Genomic DNA, 16,365 nt, shown 5'->3' on the forward strand with positions numbered 1-16,365 from the left:
ACTTCAACATACTGATGTTACTTAGGTATACCAAGTTCACTCAAGCAATTAGTATACACGAACGACTAACGCTGAGTTTAAAAGACGGTAATGCCGCATCAAACTCAGTGATAACAAAAAGCCCAGCTATTCTGGGCTTTTTGTCGTTTGAATTTATTATCTAGCCCTAACCTCAGCGTTCAAAGGGAGCACCATGGTCTTCCGTGCTCGTTAATCTGCGTGTGTAGATTTATACTAAGTTGATGCCGTAAACTCGTTGATACCCAAGCGACTTCAACATACTGATGTTACTTAGGTATACCAAGTTCACTCAAGCAATTAGTATACACGAACGACTAACGCTGAGTTTAAAAGACGGTAATGCCGCATCAAACTCAGTGATAACAAAAAGCCCAGCAGTGCTGGGCTTTTATCCTATAGTTCAAAGGTCTTATGCTGACACCGCTTCCGTTTGGTAATCAAAGGACAACTTGTTGTCTTTCACTGTGACTTTTACCGTCCCACCATCAGACAAATGACCAAACAAGATTTCATTGGCAAGAGGCTTTTTCAGGTTGTCCTGAATAACCCTCGCCATTGGACGAGCCCCCATTGCCTTGTCGTAACCAAGATCTGCCAGCCAATCTCGTGCTTGCGCCGTAAGTTCCAGATTAACAGACTTCTTATCAAGCTGCGCTTGCAATTCAACAATGAATTTATCAACAACTTGCAAGATAACTTCTTTCTCTAGGTGGTTGAACCAAATGATGTTATCCAAGCGGTTTCTAAACTCTGGTGTGAACACCTTATTGATTTCTACCATGGCATCATGAGAGTAGTCTTGCTGCTGGAATCCAATCGATTGACGAACAGTCTCTTGCACACCCGCATTTGTTGTCATCACCAACACAATGTTTCTAAAGTCTGCCTTACGACCATTGTTGTCTGTTAGCGTACCATGATCCATAACCTGCAATAGAATGTTGTAGATGTCTGGGTGTGCTTTCTCTATTTCATCGAGCAACACCACTGCATGAGGATGCTTGATTGCAGCCTCGGTCAACAGTCCACCCTGCTCAAAGCCAACATACCCCGGAGGCGCACCAATTAGGCGGCTAACGGCATGGCGCTCAGAGTACTCAGACATATCGAAGCGAATAAACTCTATGCCCATACACTTAGCAAGTTGCTTGGTTACTTCGGTTTTACCAACCCCAGTAGGACCTGCAAACAAGAATGAACCTACAGGCTTGTCTTCATTAGCAAGACCTGAGCGTGATAAGCGAATTGCTGATGTTAACGCGTCAATCGACTCATCTTGGCCAAACACCAACATCTTTAAGTTACGATCAAGATTCTTAAGCGTTTCTTTATCACTAGATGATACGCTTTGCTGTGGAATACGCGCCATTTTAGACACAATAGCTTCAATGTCCGACACATTAATCGTTTTCTTCCGTCTTGAAGTTGGCTGTAGCCTTTGACTTGCACCCGCTTCATCAATGACATCGATTGCTTTGTCAGGCAAATGACGCTCATTAATATATTTAGCGCTCAGCTCAGCTGCCGCTTTTAACGCTTTTTGCGTGTAACGAATACCGTGGTGCTCTTCATAACGCTCTTTCAAGCCATGTAAGATCTTCGTGGTATCTTCAACACTTGGTTCAACCACGTCGATTTTCTGGAAGCGGCGCACTAATGCTCTGTCTTTCTCAAAGATATTCTTGAATTCAGAATATGTTGTCGAACCCATACAGCGAAGCTGTCCACTCGATAACAGTGGCTTAATTAGATTAGATGCATCCATCACACCACCTGAAGCAGCGCCAGCGCCGATAATGGTATGGATTTCGTCAATAAATAATATCGCATGAGGCTTTGACTGAAGTTCTTTCAGTAGCGCTTTAAAACGTTTCTCAAAGTCACCGCGATATTTTGTACCCGCAAGTAATGCTCCCATATCCAGTGAGTAAACCACAGCGTCAGCAATTACATCAGGTACCTGATTATTGACGATCCGATAAGCTAAACCTTCAGCAATCGCGGTTTTACCAACCCCCGCTTCACCAACGAGTAACGGGTTATTTTTCTTACGACGGCACAGCACCTGAACCGTACGCTCAACTTCCTCATCACGACCAACCAACGGATCAATACGTCCAGATTCCGCTTGAATATTTAGATTAGAAGTGAAATTTTCCAGCTTGGTTTTCTCTTCCTGTTGCATTTCACCGCTATCGTCTTGCATCTCTTCATGATCGTCTCGCTCGTGATCATCTTCAATTTTAGAGATACCGTGACTAATGAAATTAACAATATCTAGACGACTAACGTCGGCTTTCTTAAGTAAATAAACAGCTTGGCTTTCTTGCTCAGAAAAAATCGCGACAAGCACGTTTACCCCTGTTACTTCTGAGCGACCAGATGATTGAACATGGAATACAGCGCGTTGTAATACACGCTGAAAACCAAGTGTTGGTTGTGTTTCTCTGTCTTCCTCTAAATCAGGAATAACAGGCGTTGTTTCATCAATAAACTCTGATAACTCGCGCTTCAAGGTATCCATATCGACACCACAGGCATCAAGCGCCTCACTAGCAGAGGGGTTATCGATCAATGCAAGTAATAAATGCTCAACCGTCATAAATTCATGACGGCGAGAACGGGCCTCGCGAAACGCGGCGTTAAGAGTAAGTTCTAAGTCTTTGTTTAGCATTGGCAACCCCCAACAAGAAATTTATAGGTTATTCCTGCTCACAACTACAGAGCAGCGGGTGCTCGTTGTCACGAGCATATCGGTTTACCTGCTCAGCCTTGGTATGGGCTATGTCAGCAGGGTATACTCCACATACCGCTTTTCCCTTGTGATGCACTTCAAGCATCACCTCAGTTGCTCTCTCGCTATCCATATTGAAGAATGTCGTCAATACCTCGACAACAAAATCCATGGGCGTGTAATCATCATTGTTTAAAATCACTTTATATTTTCGCGGCGGTTGAAGCTGCTGCTTCTGTTCCTCGCGAACGGCGTCCAATACACCCGAATCTTTTGTCCCACTCATAATAAATATAGTCTTGTCTTATATACTCAAGCAAATAGATTTGAGAAATAAATAAAATGTTAAAAAAAAGAGCAAAAAACTTGACTGCTTGCTCATATAAACTACAGTCTTACATGACTGTCTAATCTATGGGCAGTTTAGCAAAATTAAAAGAGTAGATTAACATTAATTTAGTCAACTTATAGAAGGATGTAGAAGTATGGCTTGCGGAAAAGTCAAATGGTTCAATAACGCCAAAGGGTTTGGTTTCATCGTAGAAGACGGCAGTGACGAAGATATCTTTGCTCATTACTCAACGATTGTAATGGATGGATACAAGACGCTTAAAGCTGGTCAGGATGTATCATTCGAGCTACAACAAGGACCTAAGGGTCTACACGCAACCAACATCGCTCCAATTACGGAAGATGTTGTTTAAGTGTTAACGTAGTTTTTGGCTAAAGCGGGTTACATGAGTGCTCGCTTATTCCTCTTTTTTGAATATCTGCACAATAACTAAAAGAAATCTTCAATCTCTCCTTATCACGTTTGTTATAACTTTTCACTTTTACACTTTAAATTTAATAATTAGCCCCCATATGCAAACACTGTTAGACTAAAGCACGCTTGCAAAGTCAATTTCAGGTTGATTAGATATTGCTACTTGATGCATTTCAATGCTGAATGAATACCAGTTATTGTAATAAGCCAAAAGTATAAATACCTAACAAACTTGCTAATGCTGCGCTACCTAGGCATCGATTCTAACGAGGATTGTCGAGGTTTTTTGCACCTTTCATTAATCGCTTAGTGAACTGGTCCCGTTTTAACCAGCGACAACGACACGTTGTTGAGTGTGAAAATTGCGTTGCTTAGTCCTATTAGCAATTGTTGAACGGCGTAACAGCCCACAACTATCTAGGAATGATGATGACATCGAAAATTATCTATACCAAAACAGATGAAGCCCCGGCTCTCGCAACTTACTCGCTATTGCCAATCATCCAAGCATTCACTAAGCCTGCAAATATCGAAGTTGAAACTCGCGATATTTCACTTGCAGGACGTATTATTGCGACTTTCCCTGAGTACTTAAAAGAAGAACAACGTATTGGTGATGCACTCGCTGAGCTAGGTGCACTTGCTAAAACGCCTGAAGCTAACATCATCAAGTTACCTAATATCAGTGCTTCAATTCCACAACTTCGTGCAGCAATTAAAGAATTGCAAGCTAAAGGTTACGCGCTTCCAGAGTATCCTTCTGAAGCAAAAACAGACGAAGAAGCCGATGTTAAAGCGCGTTATGACAAAATCAAAGGTAGTGCAGTAAACCCTGTACTTCGTGAAGGTAACTCAGACCGCCGTGCTCCAACTTCAGTCAAAGGCTATGCTCGTAAAAACCCACATTCAATGGGTGCTTGGTCTAAAGACTCACAGTCTTATGTTGCATCAATGGCTGACGGTGACTTCTTCGGTTCTGAACAGTCGGTAACGGTTGCTGAAGCGACTGATGTTCGTATTGAGCACGTAGCGAACAATGGTGACATCACCGTACTAAAACAAAGCACGCCACTACTTGCGGGTGAAATCATTGACGCCTCTCGTATGAGTGTACAGGCACTACGTGAATTCTTAGCAGTACAAGTACAAGAAGCAAAAGATAAAGGCGTTTTGTTCTCGCTACACATGAAAGCAACAATGATGAAGGTGTCAGATCCAATCATCTTTGGTCATGCTGTAAAAGTATTCTACAAAGACGTATTCGAAAAGCATGCGGCGACATTTGCTGAAATCGGTGTTGATGCAAGCAACGGTGTTGGCGACGTGTACTCAAAAATTGAGTCGTTGGACGATGCGAAGCGCAAAGAAATCGAAGCTGACCTTGCAGCCGTTTACGAGACAGCACCTGATATCGCGATGGTAGACTCAGACCGTGGTATTACAAACCTGCATGTACCTAGTGACGTGATCATTGATGCATCAATGCCTGCTGCAATTCGTTCAAGCGGTCAGATGTGGAATGCTGAAGGTAAACAACAAGATACGGCTTTTGTGATCCCAGATCGTTGTTACTCAGGTGTGTACGGCGCAACGATTGATTTCTGTAAAGAAAACGGTGCATTTGACCCACGTACTATGGGTACGATCCCTAACGTCGGTCTAATGGCACAAAAAGCGGAAGAGTACGGTTCACACGACAAAACGTTTGAAGCGCCATCAGCTGGCACAATCCGCGTTGTAAATGCGGCGGGCAACACTTTACTTGAGCACACTGTTGCAGAAGGCGACATCTGGCGTATGTGTCAGGTGAAAGATGCACCGATCAAAGACTGGGTAAAACTAGCGGTTAACCGTGCTCGCGCAACGAATACACCTGCCGTTTTCTGGTTAGACGAAGCCCGTGCTCACGACGCTGAACTTATCAAAAAGGTAAACGCATATCTGCCAGAGCATGACACTGATGGCCTTGAAATCTTAATCAAAGCACCAGTGGATGCAACACTATACTCTCTAGAGCGCATGAAAAAGGGCGAAGATACTATTTCAGTAACGGGTAACGTGTTACGTGATTACCTAACTGACCTATTCCCAATTTTAGAGCTTGGTACGAGTGCAAAAATGCTATCTATCGTTCCACTAATGAATGGCGGTGGCTTATTTGAAACTGGTGCGGGTGGTTCTGCGCCTAAACACGTTCAACAGTTCGAAAAAGAAAACCACTTGCGTTGGGACTCGCTAGGTGAATTCCTTGCACTTGCTGCTTCTTTTGAGCATTTGAGCCAAACAACGGGTAATGCTAAGGCACAAGTACTTGCAGACACACTAGACGCAGCAACGGCTAAATTCTTAGATGAAAACAAGTCACCTTCACGTAAAGTGAAAGAGCTTGATAACCGTGGTAGCCATTTCTATCTTGCAATGTACTGGGCTCAAGAGCTTGCTGCACAAGACAAAGATGCAGAGCTTAAAGCTAAGTTTGAAAATGTTGCTGCGGAACTAACAGCAAAAGAAGCTGATATTGTTGCAGCACTAAATGAAGCACAAGGTCAAGCAATGGATGTTGGTGGTTATTACCAGCCAGAAGATGACAAAGCGTTCGCAGCTATGCGTCCTTCTGCGGTATTTAACGACGTACTAGCGTCACTGTAATCTTCGGATAACAGTCAAAAAGCGGCCTGAGGGTCGCTTTTTTGCTTGCAGGCGACACTCAGGAGCAATTGCGCTAAAATGCCATTTTTCGTGAACCTTAGGAATGTGGCGATGAACACAAGTAGTAGAGCCAATACAAATAACAAAAGAAAATCACATGCTAATAAGCCCGCATTCTCTAGACACAACACAGCACGGAAAAAGCCAATAACTAATCGGCTGTCAAAACCCGCCCTACCGCCAGAGCAAGTAAAAGTCGTTCTATTTAATAAGCCTTTTGATGTTTTGTGTCAGTTTACTGATGATCAAAATCGTCAAACATTGGCTGATTTTATTGATATCAAAGATGTCTATGCTGCAGGTCGCTTGGATAGAGATAGTGAGGGGCTATTGCTACTTACCAACTGCGGTAAATTACAAAACACCCTGACTTCTCCTAAAAAATCGACATATAAAACCTACTGGGTTCAGGTCGAAGGAGAGCCAAGTAGCGAATGCCTAAACGCGCTAAGAAACGGTGTAGAACTAAAAGATGGTCCAACTTTACCTGCCAAAGTGGAAGTAATAACTGAGCCCAATGTTTGGCCGCGTAACCCGCCGATAAGAGAACGCAAAAATATCCCAACAACCTGGCTTTCTATCTCCATCAAAGAAGGGCGTAATAGACAAGTTCGTCGTATGACGGCGCATATTGGTCATCCCACGCTTAGACTTATTCGCGCACAAATAGGCAAATATAGTCTGGGCGATCTTAAAAACGGTGAATATCGAGTGCTTTAGCATTTCCTAGTGGGACTTTTCTCCTGCGCTTGAACAGCTCACGGACGTGCAATTTAAAGAGATTTGAGTATAATAAGCGCTTTCTATCTGAGCATTAAGATTAATAGCGAAATTATGAGCGATAATAGTCACATTAAAGTCATTGTCGGAATGTCCGGCGGTGTAGATTCTTCTGTATCTGCCTACCTTTTAAAACAACAAGGCTACCAAGTAGAAGGCCTGTTTATGAAGAACTGGGAAGAAGATGACAATGATGAGTATTGTGCAGCAGCTGAAGATCTAAAAGATGCTCAGGCAGTGTGTGATAAGCTAGGTATTGAGCTACACACCGTAAACTTTGCTGCTGAATACTGGGATAATGTGTTTGAACACTTCCTTGAAGAATACAAGGCTGGCCGTACACCAAACCCAGATATCATGTGCAACAAAGAAATCAAATTTAAAGCCTTTTTACAGTTTGCAGCAGAAGCGTTGGGTGCAGACTATATCGCAACTGGCCACTATGTTCGTCGCGCAGAGCGTGACGGTAAATTCGTTATGCTTCGTGGAGATGACGAGAACAAAGATCAAAGCTATTTCCTTTACACATTAAGCCATGAACATATTGCGCAAACACTCTTCCCTGTGGGTGAAATTGAAAAGCCAGAAGTGCGTAAAATTGCAGAAGACCAAGGCTTAATCACACACGATAAAAAAGATTCAACCGGGATCTGCTTTATCGGTGAGCGCAAATTTAAAGACTTCCTTGCCAAATTTTTGCCCGCGCAGCCTGGTGTGATTGAAGATTGCGAAGGTAATCATGTTGGTGAACATGAAGGCTTGATGTACCACACGCTAGGTCAACGTAAGGGTCTATTAATTGGTGGTTCTAAAGAAGGCAACGGCGAACCTTGGTATGTGGTAGATAAAGATATCGAACGTAATGTACTGGTTGTTGGTCAAGGTAAAAACCACCCTCGCCTGTTCAGCAATGGTCTAAACGCAAATCAACTACATTGGGTCGACCGCGTAGGTCCGCAAGGTACAACTCGCTGCACGGTAAAAACACGTTATCGCCAAACCGACATCCCTTGTACGTTATTAGTTGGCCAAGATGGTATGGCACGTGTGCTATTCGATGAGCCACAAAAAGCCGTAACTCCCGGACAATCTGCGGTATTCTACGCAAATGACGTGTGCCTTGGCGGCGGTATTATTGAGTCGGTGATTAAATAATGCAAAACCAATACGTAATGCCTCTGGCGGCAATGTGTCAGATCAGTAAACTGGTACAAAAATGTGCGCGTTACGGCACCTTCAATGAAAATGAAGTTGAGGGCTTTTTAAAAAGCATTATTAATACTTCTCCTGAACGCCCAGAGGACGTTTACCCAGACAAATTTGCCATCAAAACAGGCTGTCGAACGCTAATTGAGCAGCTTTCGGCTGGCGGCGAAAAAGACGTTGAAATGGTTAAATATGTTGGCGCGATGATGCAATTAGAGCGAGTGCTAAGTAACGATAGCAAATCTCTTGATTTGTTAGCACAAAAAATTCAGCAAGTTGAGCGCCAGTTATTACACTTTGATATCTGTGAAAGCCAAGTTGTTGCCGCACTTGCCAACATTTACGGTCAAGTAATAAGCCCTCTTGGCCCTAAGATCCAAGTATTCGGTAAGCCTGAGCTATTAAAACAAACAGCAACACAACAAAAAATTCGGGCGCTATTACTTGCGGGGATCCGTAGTGCAGTATTGTGGCGCCAGCTCGGCGGTAAACGTCGTCATTTCTTTTTTGCGAAAAAGAAAATCATTACTGCTGCAAAAAGTTATATGTAATACCAATTTGTCTTAATACTTGCTCAATTTGAAGGAGCAAATCTGACGCTAACAGGGCTAAGAATTTCTTATTTAGAACAACTAAATAGCAAAATTTTCGCCTTGCCTATATGGATGTAGGTACCTTGGCGTGAGCAGGATGCGGAAGCGGTGTTATCGACTAGATTTTATCGCCTCAAAGTAGACCACTTAATTAATCAAGTTGGTATAAAATTCGTAGTGGTTCTAATACCACTATCTAAGTATCGTTCAAAAACAAATAGTTAGGAGTTATTATGGAGCTTTCAGCGTTAACCGCTATCTCTCCTGTGGATGGTCGCTATGGTAGCAAGACCAAAGAACTGAGAAGCATCTTCAGTGAATTTGGCTTGATCAAATACCGCGTCATCGTAGAAGTTCGTTGGCTACAAGCGCTAGCGAGCAGCGACGCCATTAAAGAAGTACCTGCTTTCAGCGATGAAGCCAACGCACTTCTTGATAGCATCGTTGAAAACTTCAGCGAAGCAGACGCAGCACGCGTAAAAGAGATTGAGCGCACCACTAACCACGACGTTAAAGCTGTAGAATACCTTCTTAAAGAAAAAGTAGCTGACAATGCCGAGCTAAATGCCGTCAATGAATTTATTCATTTTGCATGTACCTCTGAGGACATCAACAACCTTTCTCATGGCCTAATGCTAACTGAAGCGCGTGACACGGTATTACTGCCATACTGTGATGAGCTACTGAGCGCAATCAAAGACAAAGCGGTTGAGTATAAGTCAATTCCAATGATGACTCGTACACACGGCCAACCTGCTTCACCATCAACCATGGGTAAAGAGTTTGCAAACGTGTATGTTCGTCTGCAACGTCAACGCCAGCAAATCGCTAACGTACAAATGCTTGGTAAAATCAATGGTGCCGTTGGCAACTATAATGCTCACCTAAGCGCTTACCCTGATTACGATTGGCATGCACACAGTGAACGTTTTGTATCGAGCCTAGGTTTGACTTGGAACCCGTTCACAACACAAATCGAACCGCATGACTATATCGCTGAGCTATTCGATGCGATTGCACGCTTCAATACTATCTTAATTGACTTTGACCGTGACGTTTGGGGTTATATCGCGCTAAACCACTTCAAGCAAAAAACCATTGCTGGTGAGATTGGTTCTTCAACAATGCCTCACAAAGTTAACCCTATCGACTTTGAAAACTCTGAAGGTAACCTTGGCATTGCTAACGCTATCTTTGCGCATCTTGCACAAAAACTACCTGTTTCACGCTGGCAACGTGACCTAACCGACTCAACGGTTTTACGTAACTTAGGTGTTGGTATGGGTTATGCGCTTATCGCGTATCAAGCAACGTTAAAAGGCGTTAGCAAGTTAGAAGTCAATGCTGATCGTTTGCTTGCTGAGCTTGATGATAACTGGGAACTACTTGCAGAGCCAATCCAAACGGTAATGCGTAAGTACGGTATCGAAAAGCCATATGAAAAGCTAAAAGATCTTACTCGTGGTAAGCGCGTAAACAAAGAAATCATGGCTGACTTCATCGATAACCTAGACTTGCCAAATGAAGTAAAAGCACAAATGAAAGAAATGACGCCAGCAAACTATATCGGTCGTGCTGAAGCGTTCATTGACGAACTAAACTAAGTATAAAGCGACACCAGCTTTTTACTACTTGGTATAGAATAAGCGAAAGAGTGCACTCTTTCGCTTTTTTATTACTGGAATTTCCCTATGTATCAACTGCAAATTAATGACCTTACCTTCGAACAATTTCTTGCCCAGTATTGGCAAAAGAAGCCATTACTCATCAAACAAGGATTCCGAGACTTTGAAGACCCAATTGAGCCAGAAGAACTTGCCGGCCTTGCAACTGAAGAATGCATAGAATCTCGAATTGTCACTAATCACGATAATAACTGGGAAGCTCATCACGGCCCTTTTGAACAATTTGATTTACTCACCGATAGTAACAGCACCCTATTGGTCCAAGCCGTTGATCACTGGCACCCACAAGCCGCACAATTAATAGAAGCGTTTAGATTCATACCAAATTGGCGCATAGACGATTTGATGATTAGCTTTTCGACTCCTGGTGGTGGCGTTGGTCCGCACTTAGATCAATATGATGTTTTTATAATTCAAGGACAAGGTAAACGTCATTGGCGAGTTGGCGAACGGGACAACAGCCTAAAGCAATTTGCGCGCAACAAGAGTCTATTACAAGTAGAGCAATTCGAAGCGGTCATTGATGCAGTTCTTGAACCGGGTGATATCTTATATATTCCGCCAGCTTGTCCTCACGAAGGTTATGCAGTTGAGGATGCTTTAAACTACTCAGTTGGCTTTCGAGCGCCTGATCAAAAAGACTTACTTTCAAGCTTTGCTGATCACGTAATTGATATGGAAGCTGGCAAACGCCGTTTTAGCGATCCAGAATTACAACTCAGAGCGTCTATTGGCGAAGTCACCTGCAGCGACCAACAACAGATAAAGTCTCTGCTCAATGCTTTACTTGAAGATAAAGCACTATACAGTCAGTGGCTTGGAAAGACACTCAGCGAACCAAAACATGAGATGGATCTCGCGCCATTAGACCCCATAATTGATCCTCAGGAGCTTCTCGAGATCGCCAAAGATAACCCATTGATTTATCGCGCTGGAGGAGTACGTGCTATTTACCAAATCTGTGACGATCATATTTTGTTCAGTGTTAATGGTGAAAACTATGAATTAGACCATCATTGTTTAGATGCCGTAAAGCAGCTAAGCGATCATGTTGTGTTTGAGTTTAATGCAATAATTCCTGCATTAAATAGTTTGGAATTTAAACAAACGTTAACTAAACTGATTAATGATGGGACCTACTTCGTTGAAGACAGTGATCCAGCCGATGCTGACTTCGATGAGGGCTGGGAGTAGAGCCTGTTAGAACAAGATAGCCGCGTTCACAAAAACAACAATATGCCGCGAGATCCTTGATCTTCAAGGTTTTCGCAAGCTCTAGCTTGTCGCTAAACAGGGAATGCAGGTGCAATCTGTAGATGGGGGCAGTATGAGTTATAGGATCAGTAGAGTAACTTGGCAAACCAAAAAATTGGAGCTAAAAGCGATACGCGAGCGCGTATTTGTGTATGAACTTCATATTCCTAAAGAAGTCGAATTTGATCAGCAGGATATCACTGCTGAGCACTTAATCATTATTGACGAATTCGATGGGCCAGTTGGCACAGGGAGACTGTGCGAAGACGGGTTATTAAGCCGCATTGCCATATTCAAATCTCACCGTAATCGAGATGCTTATGCTTCGTTGATCGGGGGACTTGTTGACTTGGCAAAAGACAAAGGCTTTGAAGATGTTTTTATCCAATGCATTTTGGATGAAGTGCCCGAATTTTTACAGTCGGGGTTTTCCACGCATGGGCACGTATTTATGGAAGCTGGCATTCCAAGACAGCGCTTGAAATGCCCTATTCAATCACTCAAAATGGAACCGTTTACGATGCTTCATTAGCCCAAAGTTCATCTTTAGCGAAAAGGTCATATAGACCATGAGCTCGGTTTACTAGTAGATTAGCAAACTGGGCTTGTGTTTTTTCTACTGGCTTTGCAGACATAATTTCTTCTGCTTTCATTTGCCAATGGAATGAAAAATAGCGCAGTGCTTCACGTGCTGTCGCTGCAGCGGAAGCCTCAATATGATCCGTCGGTAGATTACCTGTGATCACCCAATACTTTTTGCCGTTTTGACCTTTGATTTTCCAAAGCGCAACCAATGGCTCAATATAACGACATTCTTTTTCAATTATACTTTGCGGTAACACTCCTTTATCCGCGAGGTGTTTTTGTGCAGCTTGTACGCAGCTACGCTGCCATTGTATTGATCTTTGCTGCTGTTGTTCTGGTGTCAACGTCTCTTGCTGCGGTTGGTTTTGTTCTTCACTCATTGTTCACCCTTTTATTCTTTTTAGATTACCGAATAGCATTTTACTTTATCGTTATTTACGCGGTGTGTTTCAAAGCAAATTATTCAGCAAATCGGTTTTGATTCTTATACACCAAGCACTAAAACGCTTGCGAAGTTACCTGATACTAAGCTTTTGCAGTCATCACGGCAATACGAACGAAGGAATTTTGAGTTTATATGATTAATTACTGAGCTGTAAGTTTCGAGAAAGTTTCTTTTTCTATTCTAGCCACATCAACATGATTACTTAAACTCAAGGAATACTGACTATGGCTAGATTATTGTTACTTATCGTCTTTTCATGTAGAGGCTATTAGCGCTGCTCCAAACAGCGCCGTATGTATTGTAAAAAATTTTAATCAGTAGATTGAGACCTCAAATCAATAACCAAAGAAAACCAAAGCTTTGTGGTTTTGAACTGCTGTATCGAAAATGAAGTTTACCGTTTCTATATAGGAGGTTTCTTTAGTGTATGTTTCGTCACTGCCAAGAAAGACCTGTCGACCCTGCTCTAATTCTTCAAGAGGGACGCTGTAGAATTCAGGCCAATCATCATTTTTGGGGATAGGAATAAATGCTTTATGATTAGATGGCGTCACATCTTCCATTATGTCTAGAAAGTCATCATGGCGAACCATCTCACCAAATTCTTGGCACAGCATTTCATATAGATAACCGTAAATAAAGTTGTCTTCGTCGTCCTCATCCGTACTCGTTCCATTTATAATATTCGCCATGCAAGCGGCATATCCCTTAACATCCAGCTCGTCTTCTTGTCCTGCGATTTCATCTCGGTATTTGGATAAAAATCGTTGCAAAAATTGCTGATCTTTACTTCCCCACACCGCTTTTACTTTTTCTGCATCGACTTGATATGCAATGACATTATAACTCATTAAAAATCTCCTTTTTGAGTAAAATAGCTGGTTAACTTCTTTGCAGATGCTACAAGCGCGAAGCTATATCAGCAAAAAATAACCCGCCAGCGCAATAACGATTACACTGGCGGCAAACGTAAACACTTTGCCAGAGCTTGCCCCTCCAACTCCGCTGTTGTTACCCTCCCCTATGCGCTCAATAACTGTAGACTCTGCTCGTAAAGGCGTTGAAGCTGAACTAACATGGTCATTTGTTAAATCAACATAGCTATCGCCAGTTTGAGTACTAAGAGGGGGAGATTCATTTTTAAGCTGTGTGTCAATAACCGTGCTATCGGTTGCTTCAACTGCCGCTATGTCGTTATGCGCTTCTAAATTATCGCATGTAGCCTGATGAGAAGGCCTATTGAACTCGACCAGCGTAGAAGGTTCATTATCCAAAGCTGGATCTAACAATACTTGAGCTATTAAGGCATCAATATTATCTTCTTTCGATTCAGGAAGTGTAGTCTCAGGCCCAATATACTCGGGGTGATACAAAGTGACGATCGTTTCACCTGCAACGACTGCTTGCTCAAGCTTTTTGATAAAATCGCACACTACGCCATCATTGGGAGCACAAACTTCGAGGATGACCTTGTCAGTATAAACATCGCAAAGCCTATCGCCACAAGCAACCTTATCTCCTTCTTTGACATAGATTTCAATAATCGTTGCGCTATCAACAAAATCGGGTAATACATCGATCTGCACATCAATATTGCCTTTTCCTTTCAACTTATGGTCAGTTGTGATGCCTTCATTACTGAGCAACCGATGAACTCTCTTCGGCTCAAGTGCAACTAAGTGGTTTAATTCTGGATCTGGAGTGATTGACATAATAAGCGCATCGGCTTTCAAAACATCGCCTTCGTTCACCTCGATTTTACCGATACGGCTGGCTTCTGGCGCTCGTAGCTCCAATACGACCTTACTCGTTTCGATATCACATAAGACTTGATTTTTTGCAACTTGATGTCCTTCGGCTACATAGAGTGTTGCAATTTTTGCAGTATCTATTAACTCAGGCAACACGGGTACTTTCATTTCAACCGTCATAATTTCCCTATTACGTTTGAGTATTAAAAGATGAGGCTCGAAACCTCAGATGAAAATCACTGAGATATATCTGATTTAGTCGATTAACGTATTATAAAATAGGGACAGGCGCAAGCTTTTCACTGCTCCAGAGGAAAGGAAATAGTAAACTGACTACCTACGCCTTCTTGGCTCTGAACATCAATTTTCCCTTTGTGCTCTTTTACAATCGCATGAGTAATGGCAAGTCCCATACCCGTACCTTCACCGACAGGCTTAGTCGTAAAAAAAGGATCGAACAATCTAGGAAGCACATCAGCATCAATTCCAATTCCGTTGTCGCTAACGCTTAAGATAATATCTTGATCGTTACCCGGTGCGAGTAACACTTCTATTGATTTATGCGATTTATGGCTCATGTCTACCGCATATTTAGCATTCACCAAAAGATTGATGATCGCTTGTTTTAGCGCTCCCTCCTTGCAATAGATAGTTGGCACATCTTCGACCGCGACGGTCAGCTCGTATCCCTTAAGTTGACCATGAAGTAAACGAAGCGTGTCTTCAACAATAGACTTTAGAGACGCCCTACCGAAACTATCGTTATTGGAGCGGGAGAAATTCATTAAATCGTTTACTATGGTTTTAATTCGCTCGCAGCCGTGCAGCGTATCGTGAACGAGATCTGGCAAATCATTCGTAATTTCGTCAATACGTTGCTTTAAATATATATCAATAAGGCGAGCTTCCAATTGATCTCCTCTCAATTCATTTTGCTCAAGTAATTTTACTGTCTCAAGCAACTGTAATATGGGCGAGATATAATAATTAAGTGACTCAAGGTTACCTGCCACATATGCCAAAGGGTTATTTAATTCATGCGCAACGCCTGCTGACAGTGTCCCTAACGTCGCCATACGTTCGTTGTTTATTAATACGGCTTGTTGATTCTTAAGTTGCGCTAATTGACGTTCAAGTGTTTGATTGGCTAGATATAACGCTCGCGTTTTCTCTTCAAGTAATGACTCGACTTCATCACGTGCACGACGCTCTCTTAGATACGCCTTTTTATAGTCGTTATATTCAGACATCGAATTAATCCAAATGAAGAATGAGTACGCAATGTTTAGCGCCGCTGTGCATGCACTGTGGATGTTCAATTTTTAGTTTGCGACTGTAAAATTGGGCGGCACCATAAAGAAGCCCTTCCGCACAAAAACACAATTTACGATTCGAGCAATACTCTAATACGATAGTTTTGTCATCTTTCACTATCGCCGCAATTGAGGGGAGGTTCGGTTCATCGTAAAGCTTTTTTACCTCCATGTGTATCACGCTATCGATAGATAAAACCAATTCTTCAAACGACGTAAATTTTGATGAAATACCTTTGTGCTTTTCCGCTAAAAATCCAAATAACGACTGTCCGAAAATGGCCAATACATCTGTCAATGGCTTATTCAATTTGTCAGCAACGCCTTGCGCTAACGCAAATAACTCTGCATCTGGGTAGGATGTCGGGGAAACATAAACCCTTCCCTCAGGTGCATGTGCTTCGAGTAACTCATCCCAAGCTTGCATGCCAATCGCTTCTACAACTAATTCTTCTAAACCTCTAAATATCACGCCGCGCATTAAACTCTCCCTTAACAAAGTTGCTGCGTTATATAGTCAAGA

15 protein-coding genes are annotated in these 16,365 nt (G+C 42.5%); 8 read left to right on the forward strand and 7 right to left on the reverse strand.

Features of this window, described 5'->3' with window-relative positions:
• Positions 1–430: 430 nt before the first annotated feature.
• Both clpA and clpS read right to left on the reverse strand, forming a co-directional pair.
• Positions 431–2,695: an ATP-dependent Clp protease ATP-binding subunit ClpA gene (gene clpA, locus ABMY45_RS00005; RefSeq protein ID WP_010604915.1), complete on the reverse strand. Its 2,265-nt coding sequence runs from the start codon at positions 2,693–2,695 to the stop codon at positions 431–433.
• 28 nt (positions 2,696–2,723) lie between these two features.
• Positions 2,724–3,041, reverse strand: a complete 318-nt coding sequence (gene clpS, locus ABMY45_RS00010) for an ATP-dependent Clp protease adapter ClpS (RefSeq protein WP_010379297.1) — start codon at positions 3,039–3,041, stop codon at positions 2,724–2,726.
• Positions 3,042–3,240: 199 nt separating this feature from the next.
• Between clpS and cspD the strand changes: the two genes are divergently transcribed.
• From cspD to ABMY45_RS00050, 8 genes are all read left to right on the forward strand, one after another.
• Positions 3,241–3,459, forward strand: a complete 219-nt coding sequence (cspD, locus tag ABMY45_RS00015) for a cold shock domain-containing protein CspD (RefSeq protein WP_010379294.1) — start codon at positions 3,241–3,243, stop codon at positions 3,457–3,459.
• A 491-nt stretch (positions 3,460–3,950) separates the two neighbouring features.
• Positions 3,951–6,170 (forward strand): NADP-dependent isocitrate dehydrogenase, encoded by a 2,220-nt coding sequence (locus tag ABMY45_RS00020; protein ID WP_211866193.1) that lies wholly within the window; start codon positions 3,951–3,953, stop codon positions 6,168–6,170.
• Between the two features lie 111 nt (positions 6,171–6,281).
• Positions 6,282–6,950, forward strand: a complete 669-nt coding sequence (locus ABMY45_RS00025; RefSeq protein ID WP_010604917.1) for a pseudouridine synthase — start codon at positions 6,282–6,284, stop codon at positions 6,948–6,950.
• A 114-nt stretch (positions 6,951–7,064) separates the two neighbouring features.
• Positions 7,065–8,165 (forward strand): tRNA 2-thiouridine(34) synthase MnmA, encoded by a 1,101-nt coding sequence (gene mnmA, locus ABMY45_RS00030; protein WP_010379287.1) that lies wholly within the window; start codon positions 7,065–7,067, stop codon positions 8,163–8,165.
• Positions 8,165–8,767, forward strand: coding sequence for a high frequency lysogenization protein HflD (gene hflD / locus ABMY45_RS00035; protein WP_206471232.1), 603 nt, complete (start codon positions 8,165–8,167; stop codon positions 8,765–8,767). Before mnmA ends, hflD begins: the two co-directional genes overlap by 1 nt.
• Positions 8,768–9,042: 275 nt before the next feature.
• Positions 9,043–10,413 carry an adenylosuccinate lyase gene (gene purB / locus ABMY45_RS00040; RefSeq protein ID WP_102056909.1) on the forward strand — a complete coding sequence of 457 codons (1,371 nt, stop codon included), beginning with the start codon at positions 9,043–9,045 and terminating at the stop codon, positions 10,411–10,413.
• 87 nt (positions 10,414–10,500) lie between these two features.
• The gene (locus ABMY45_RS00045) at positions 10,501–11,688 is read left to right on the forward strand and encodes a cupin domain-containing protein (RefSeq protein WP_349288259.1); all 1,188 of its coding nucleotides are present in this window, start codon (positions 10,501–10,503) and stop codon (positions 11,686–11,688) included.
• Between the two features lie 133 nt (positions 11,689–11,821).
• On the forward strand, positions 11,822–12,280 hold the full coding sequence (locus ABMY45_RS00050) for a GNAT family acetyltransferase (protein WP_029215775.1): 459 nt from the start codon (positions 11,822–11,824) through the stop codon (positions 12,278–12,280).
• On the opposite strand, the gene ABMY45_RS00055 is transcribed toward ABMY45_RS00050, so the two are convergent.
• The 5 genes from ABMY45_RS00055 to ABMY45_RS00075 form a co-directional block, all read right to left on the reverse strand.
• Positions 12,264–12,713 carry a DUF4826 family protein gene (locus tag ABMY45_RS00055; RefSeq protein WP_010604923.1) on the reverse strand — a complete coding sequence of 150 codons (450 nt, stop codon included), beginning with the start codon at positions 12,711–12,713 and terminating at the stop codon, positions 12,264–12,266. The genes ABMY45_RS00050 and ABMY45_RS00055 overlap by 17 nt on opposite strands.
• Positions 12,714–13,113: 400 nt before the next feature.
• Positions 13,114–13,629: a hypothetical protein gene (locus ABMY45_RS00060; protein ID WP_211866197.1), complete on the reverse strand. Its 516-nt coding sequence runs from the start codon at positions 13,627–13,629 to the stop codon at positions 13,114–13,116.
• 63 nt (positions 13,630–13,692) lie between these two features.
• On the reverse strand, positions 13,693–14,709 hold the full coding sequence (locus ABMY45_RS00065; RefSeq protein ID WP_349288260.1) for a biotin/lipoyl-containing protein: 1,017 nt from the start codon (positions 14,707–14,709) through the stop codon (positions 13,693–13,695).
• Positions 14,710–14,828: 119 nt separating this feature from the next.
• A complete protein-coding gene (locus ABMY45_RS00070) occupies positions 14,829–15,779 on the reverse strand; it encodes an ATP-binding protein (protein ID WP_206472037.1) in 951 nt (316 codons plus the stop codon).
• 4 nt (positions 15,780–15,783) lie between these two features.
• Entirely contained in the window at positions 15,784–16,323 is a 540-nt protein-coding gene (locus ABMY45_RS00075) for a heme NO-binding domain-containing protein (protein ID WP_010604927.1), read from the reverse strand.
• Positions 16,324–16,365 lie beyond the last annotated feature (42 nt).

The organism is Pseudoalteromonas sp. XMcav11-Q (assembly GCF_040104525.1).
Lineage (GTDB): Bacteria > Pseudomonadota > Gammaproteobacteria > Enterobacterales > Alteromonadaceae > Pseudoalteromonas.

Bases quoted from the DNA above. Each gene is read 5' to 3' on its own strand.
- ABMY45_RS00070 (WP_206472037.1), bottom strand. From the start codon at position 15,779: ATGTCTGAATATAACGACTATAAAAAGGCGTATCTAAGAGAGCGTCGT.
- clpS (WP_010379297.1), bottom strand. From the start codon at position 3,041: ATGAGTGGGACAAAAGATTCGGGTGTATTGGACGCCGTTCGCGAGGAA.
- clpA (WP_010604915.1), bottom strand. From the start codon at position 2,695: ATGCTAAACAAAGACTTAGAACTTACTCTTAACGCCGCGTTTCGCGAG.
- hflD (WP_206471232.1), top strand. From the start codon at position 8,165: ATGCAAAACCAATACGTAATGCCTCTGGCGGCAATGTGTCAGATCAGT.
- ABMY45_RS00065 (WP_349288260.1), bottom strand. From the start codon at position 14,709: ATGACGGTTGAAATGAAAGTACCCGTGTTGCCTGAGTTAATAGATACT.
- purB (WP_102056909.1), top strand. From the start codon at position 9,043: ATGGAGCTTTCAGCGTTAACCGCTATCTCTCCTGTGGATGGTCGCTAT.
- ABMY45_RS00025 (WP_010604917.1), top strand. From the start codon at position 6,282: ATGAACACAAGTAGTAGAGCCAATACAAATAACAAAAGAAAATCACAT.
- ABMY45_RS00020 (WP_211866193.1), top strand. From the start codon at position 3,951: ATGACATCGAAAATTATCTATACCAAAACAGATGAAGCCCCGGCTCTC.
- ABMY45_RS00045 (WP_349288259.1), top strand. From the start codon at position 10,501: ATGTATCAACTGCAAATTAATGACCTTACCTTCGAACAATTTCTTGCC.
- ABMY45_RS00060 (WP_211866197.1), bottom strand. From the start codon at position 13,629: ATGAGTTATAATGTCATTGCATATCAAGTCGATGCAGAAAAAGTAAAA.
- mnmA (WP_010379287.1), top strand. From the start codon at position 7,065: ATGAGCGATAATAGTCACATTAAAGTCATTGTCGGAATGTCCGGCGGT.
- ABMY45_RS00075 (WP_010604927.1), bottom strand. From the start codon at position 16,323: ATGCGCGGCGTGATATTTAGAGGTTTAGAAGAATTAGTTGTAGAAGCG.
- ABMY45_RS00050 (WP_029215775.1), top strand. From the start codon at position 11,822: ATGAGTTATAGGATCAGTAGAGTAACTTGGCAAACCAAAAAATTGGAG.
- cspD (WP_010379294.1), top strand. From the start codon at position 3,241: ATGGCTTGCGGAAAAGTCAAATGGTTCAATAACGCCAAAGGGTTTGGT.
- ABMY45_RS00055 (WP_010604923.1), bottom strand. From the start codon at position 12,713: ATGAGTGAAGAACAAAACCAACCGCAGCAAGAGACGTTGACACCAGAA.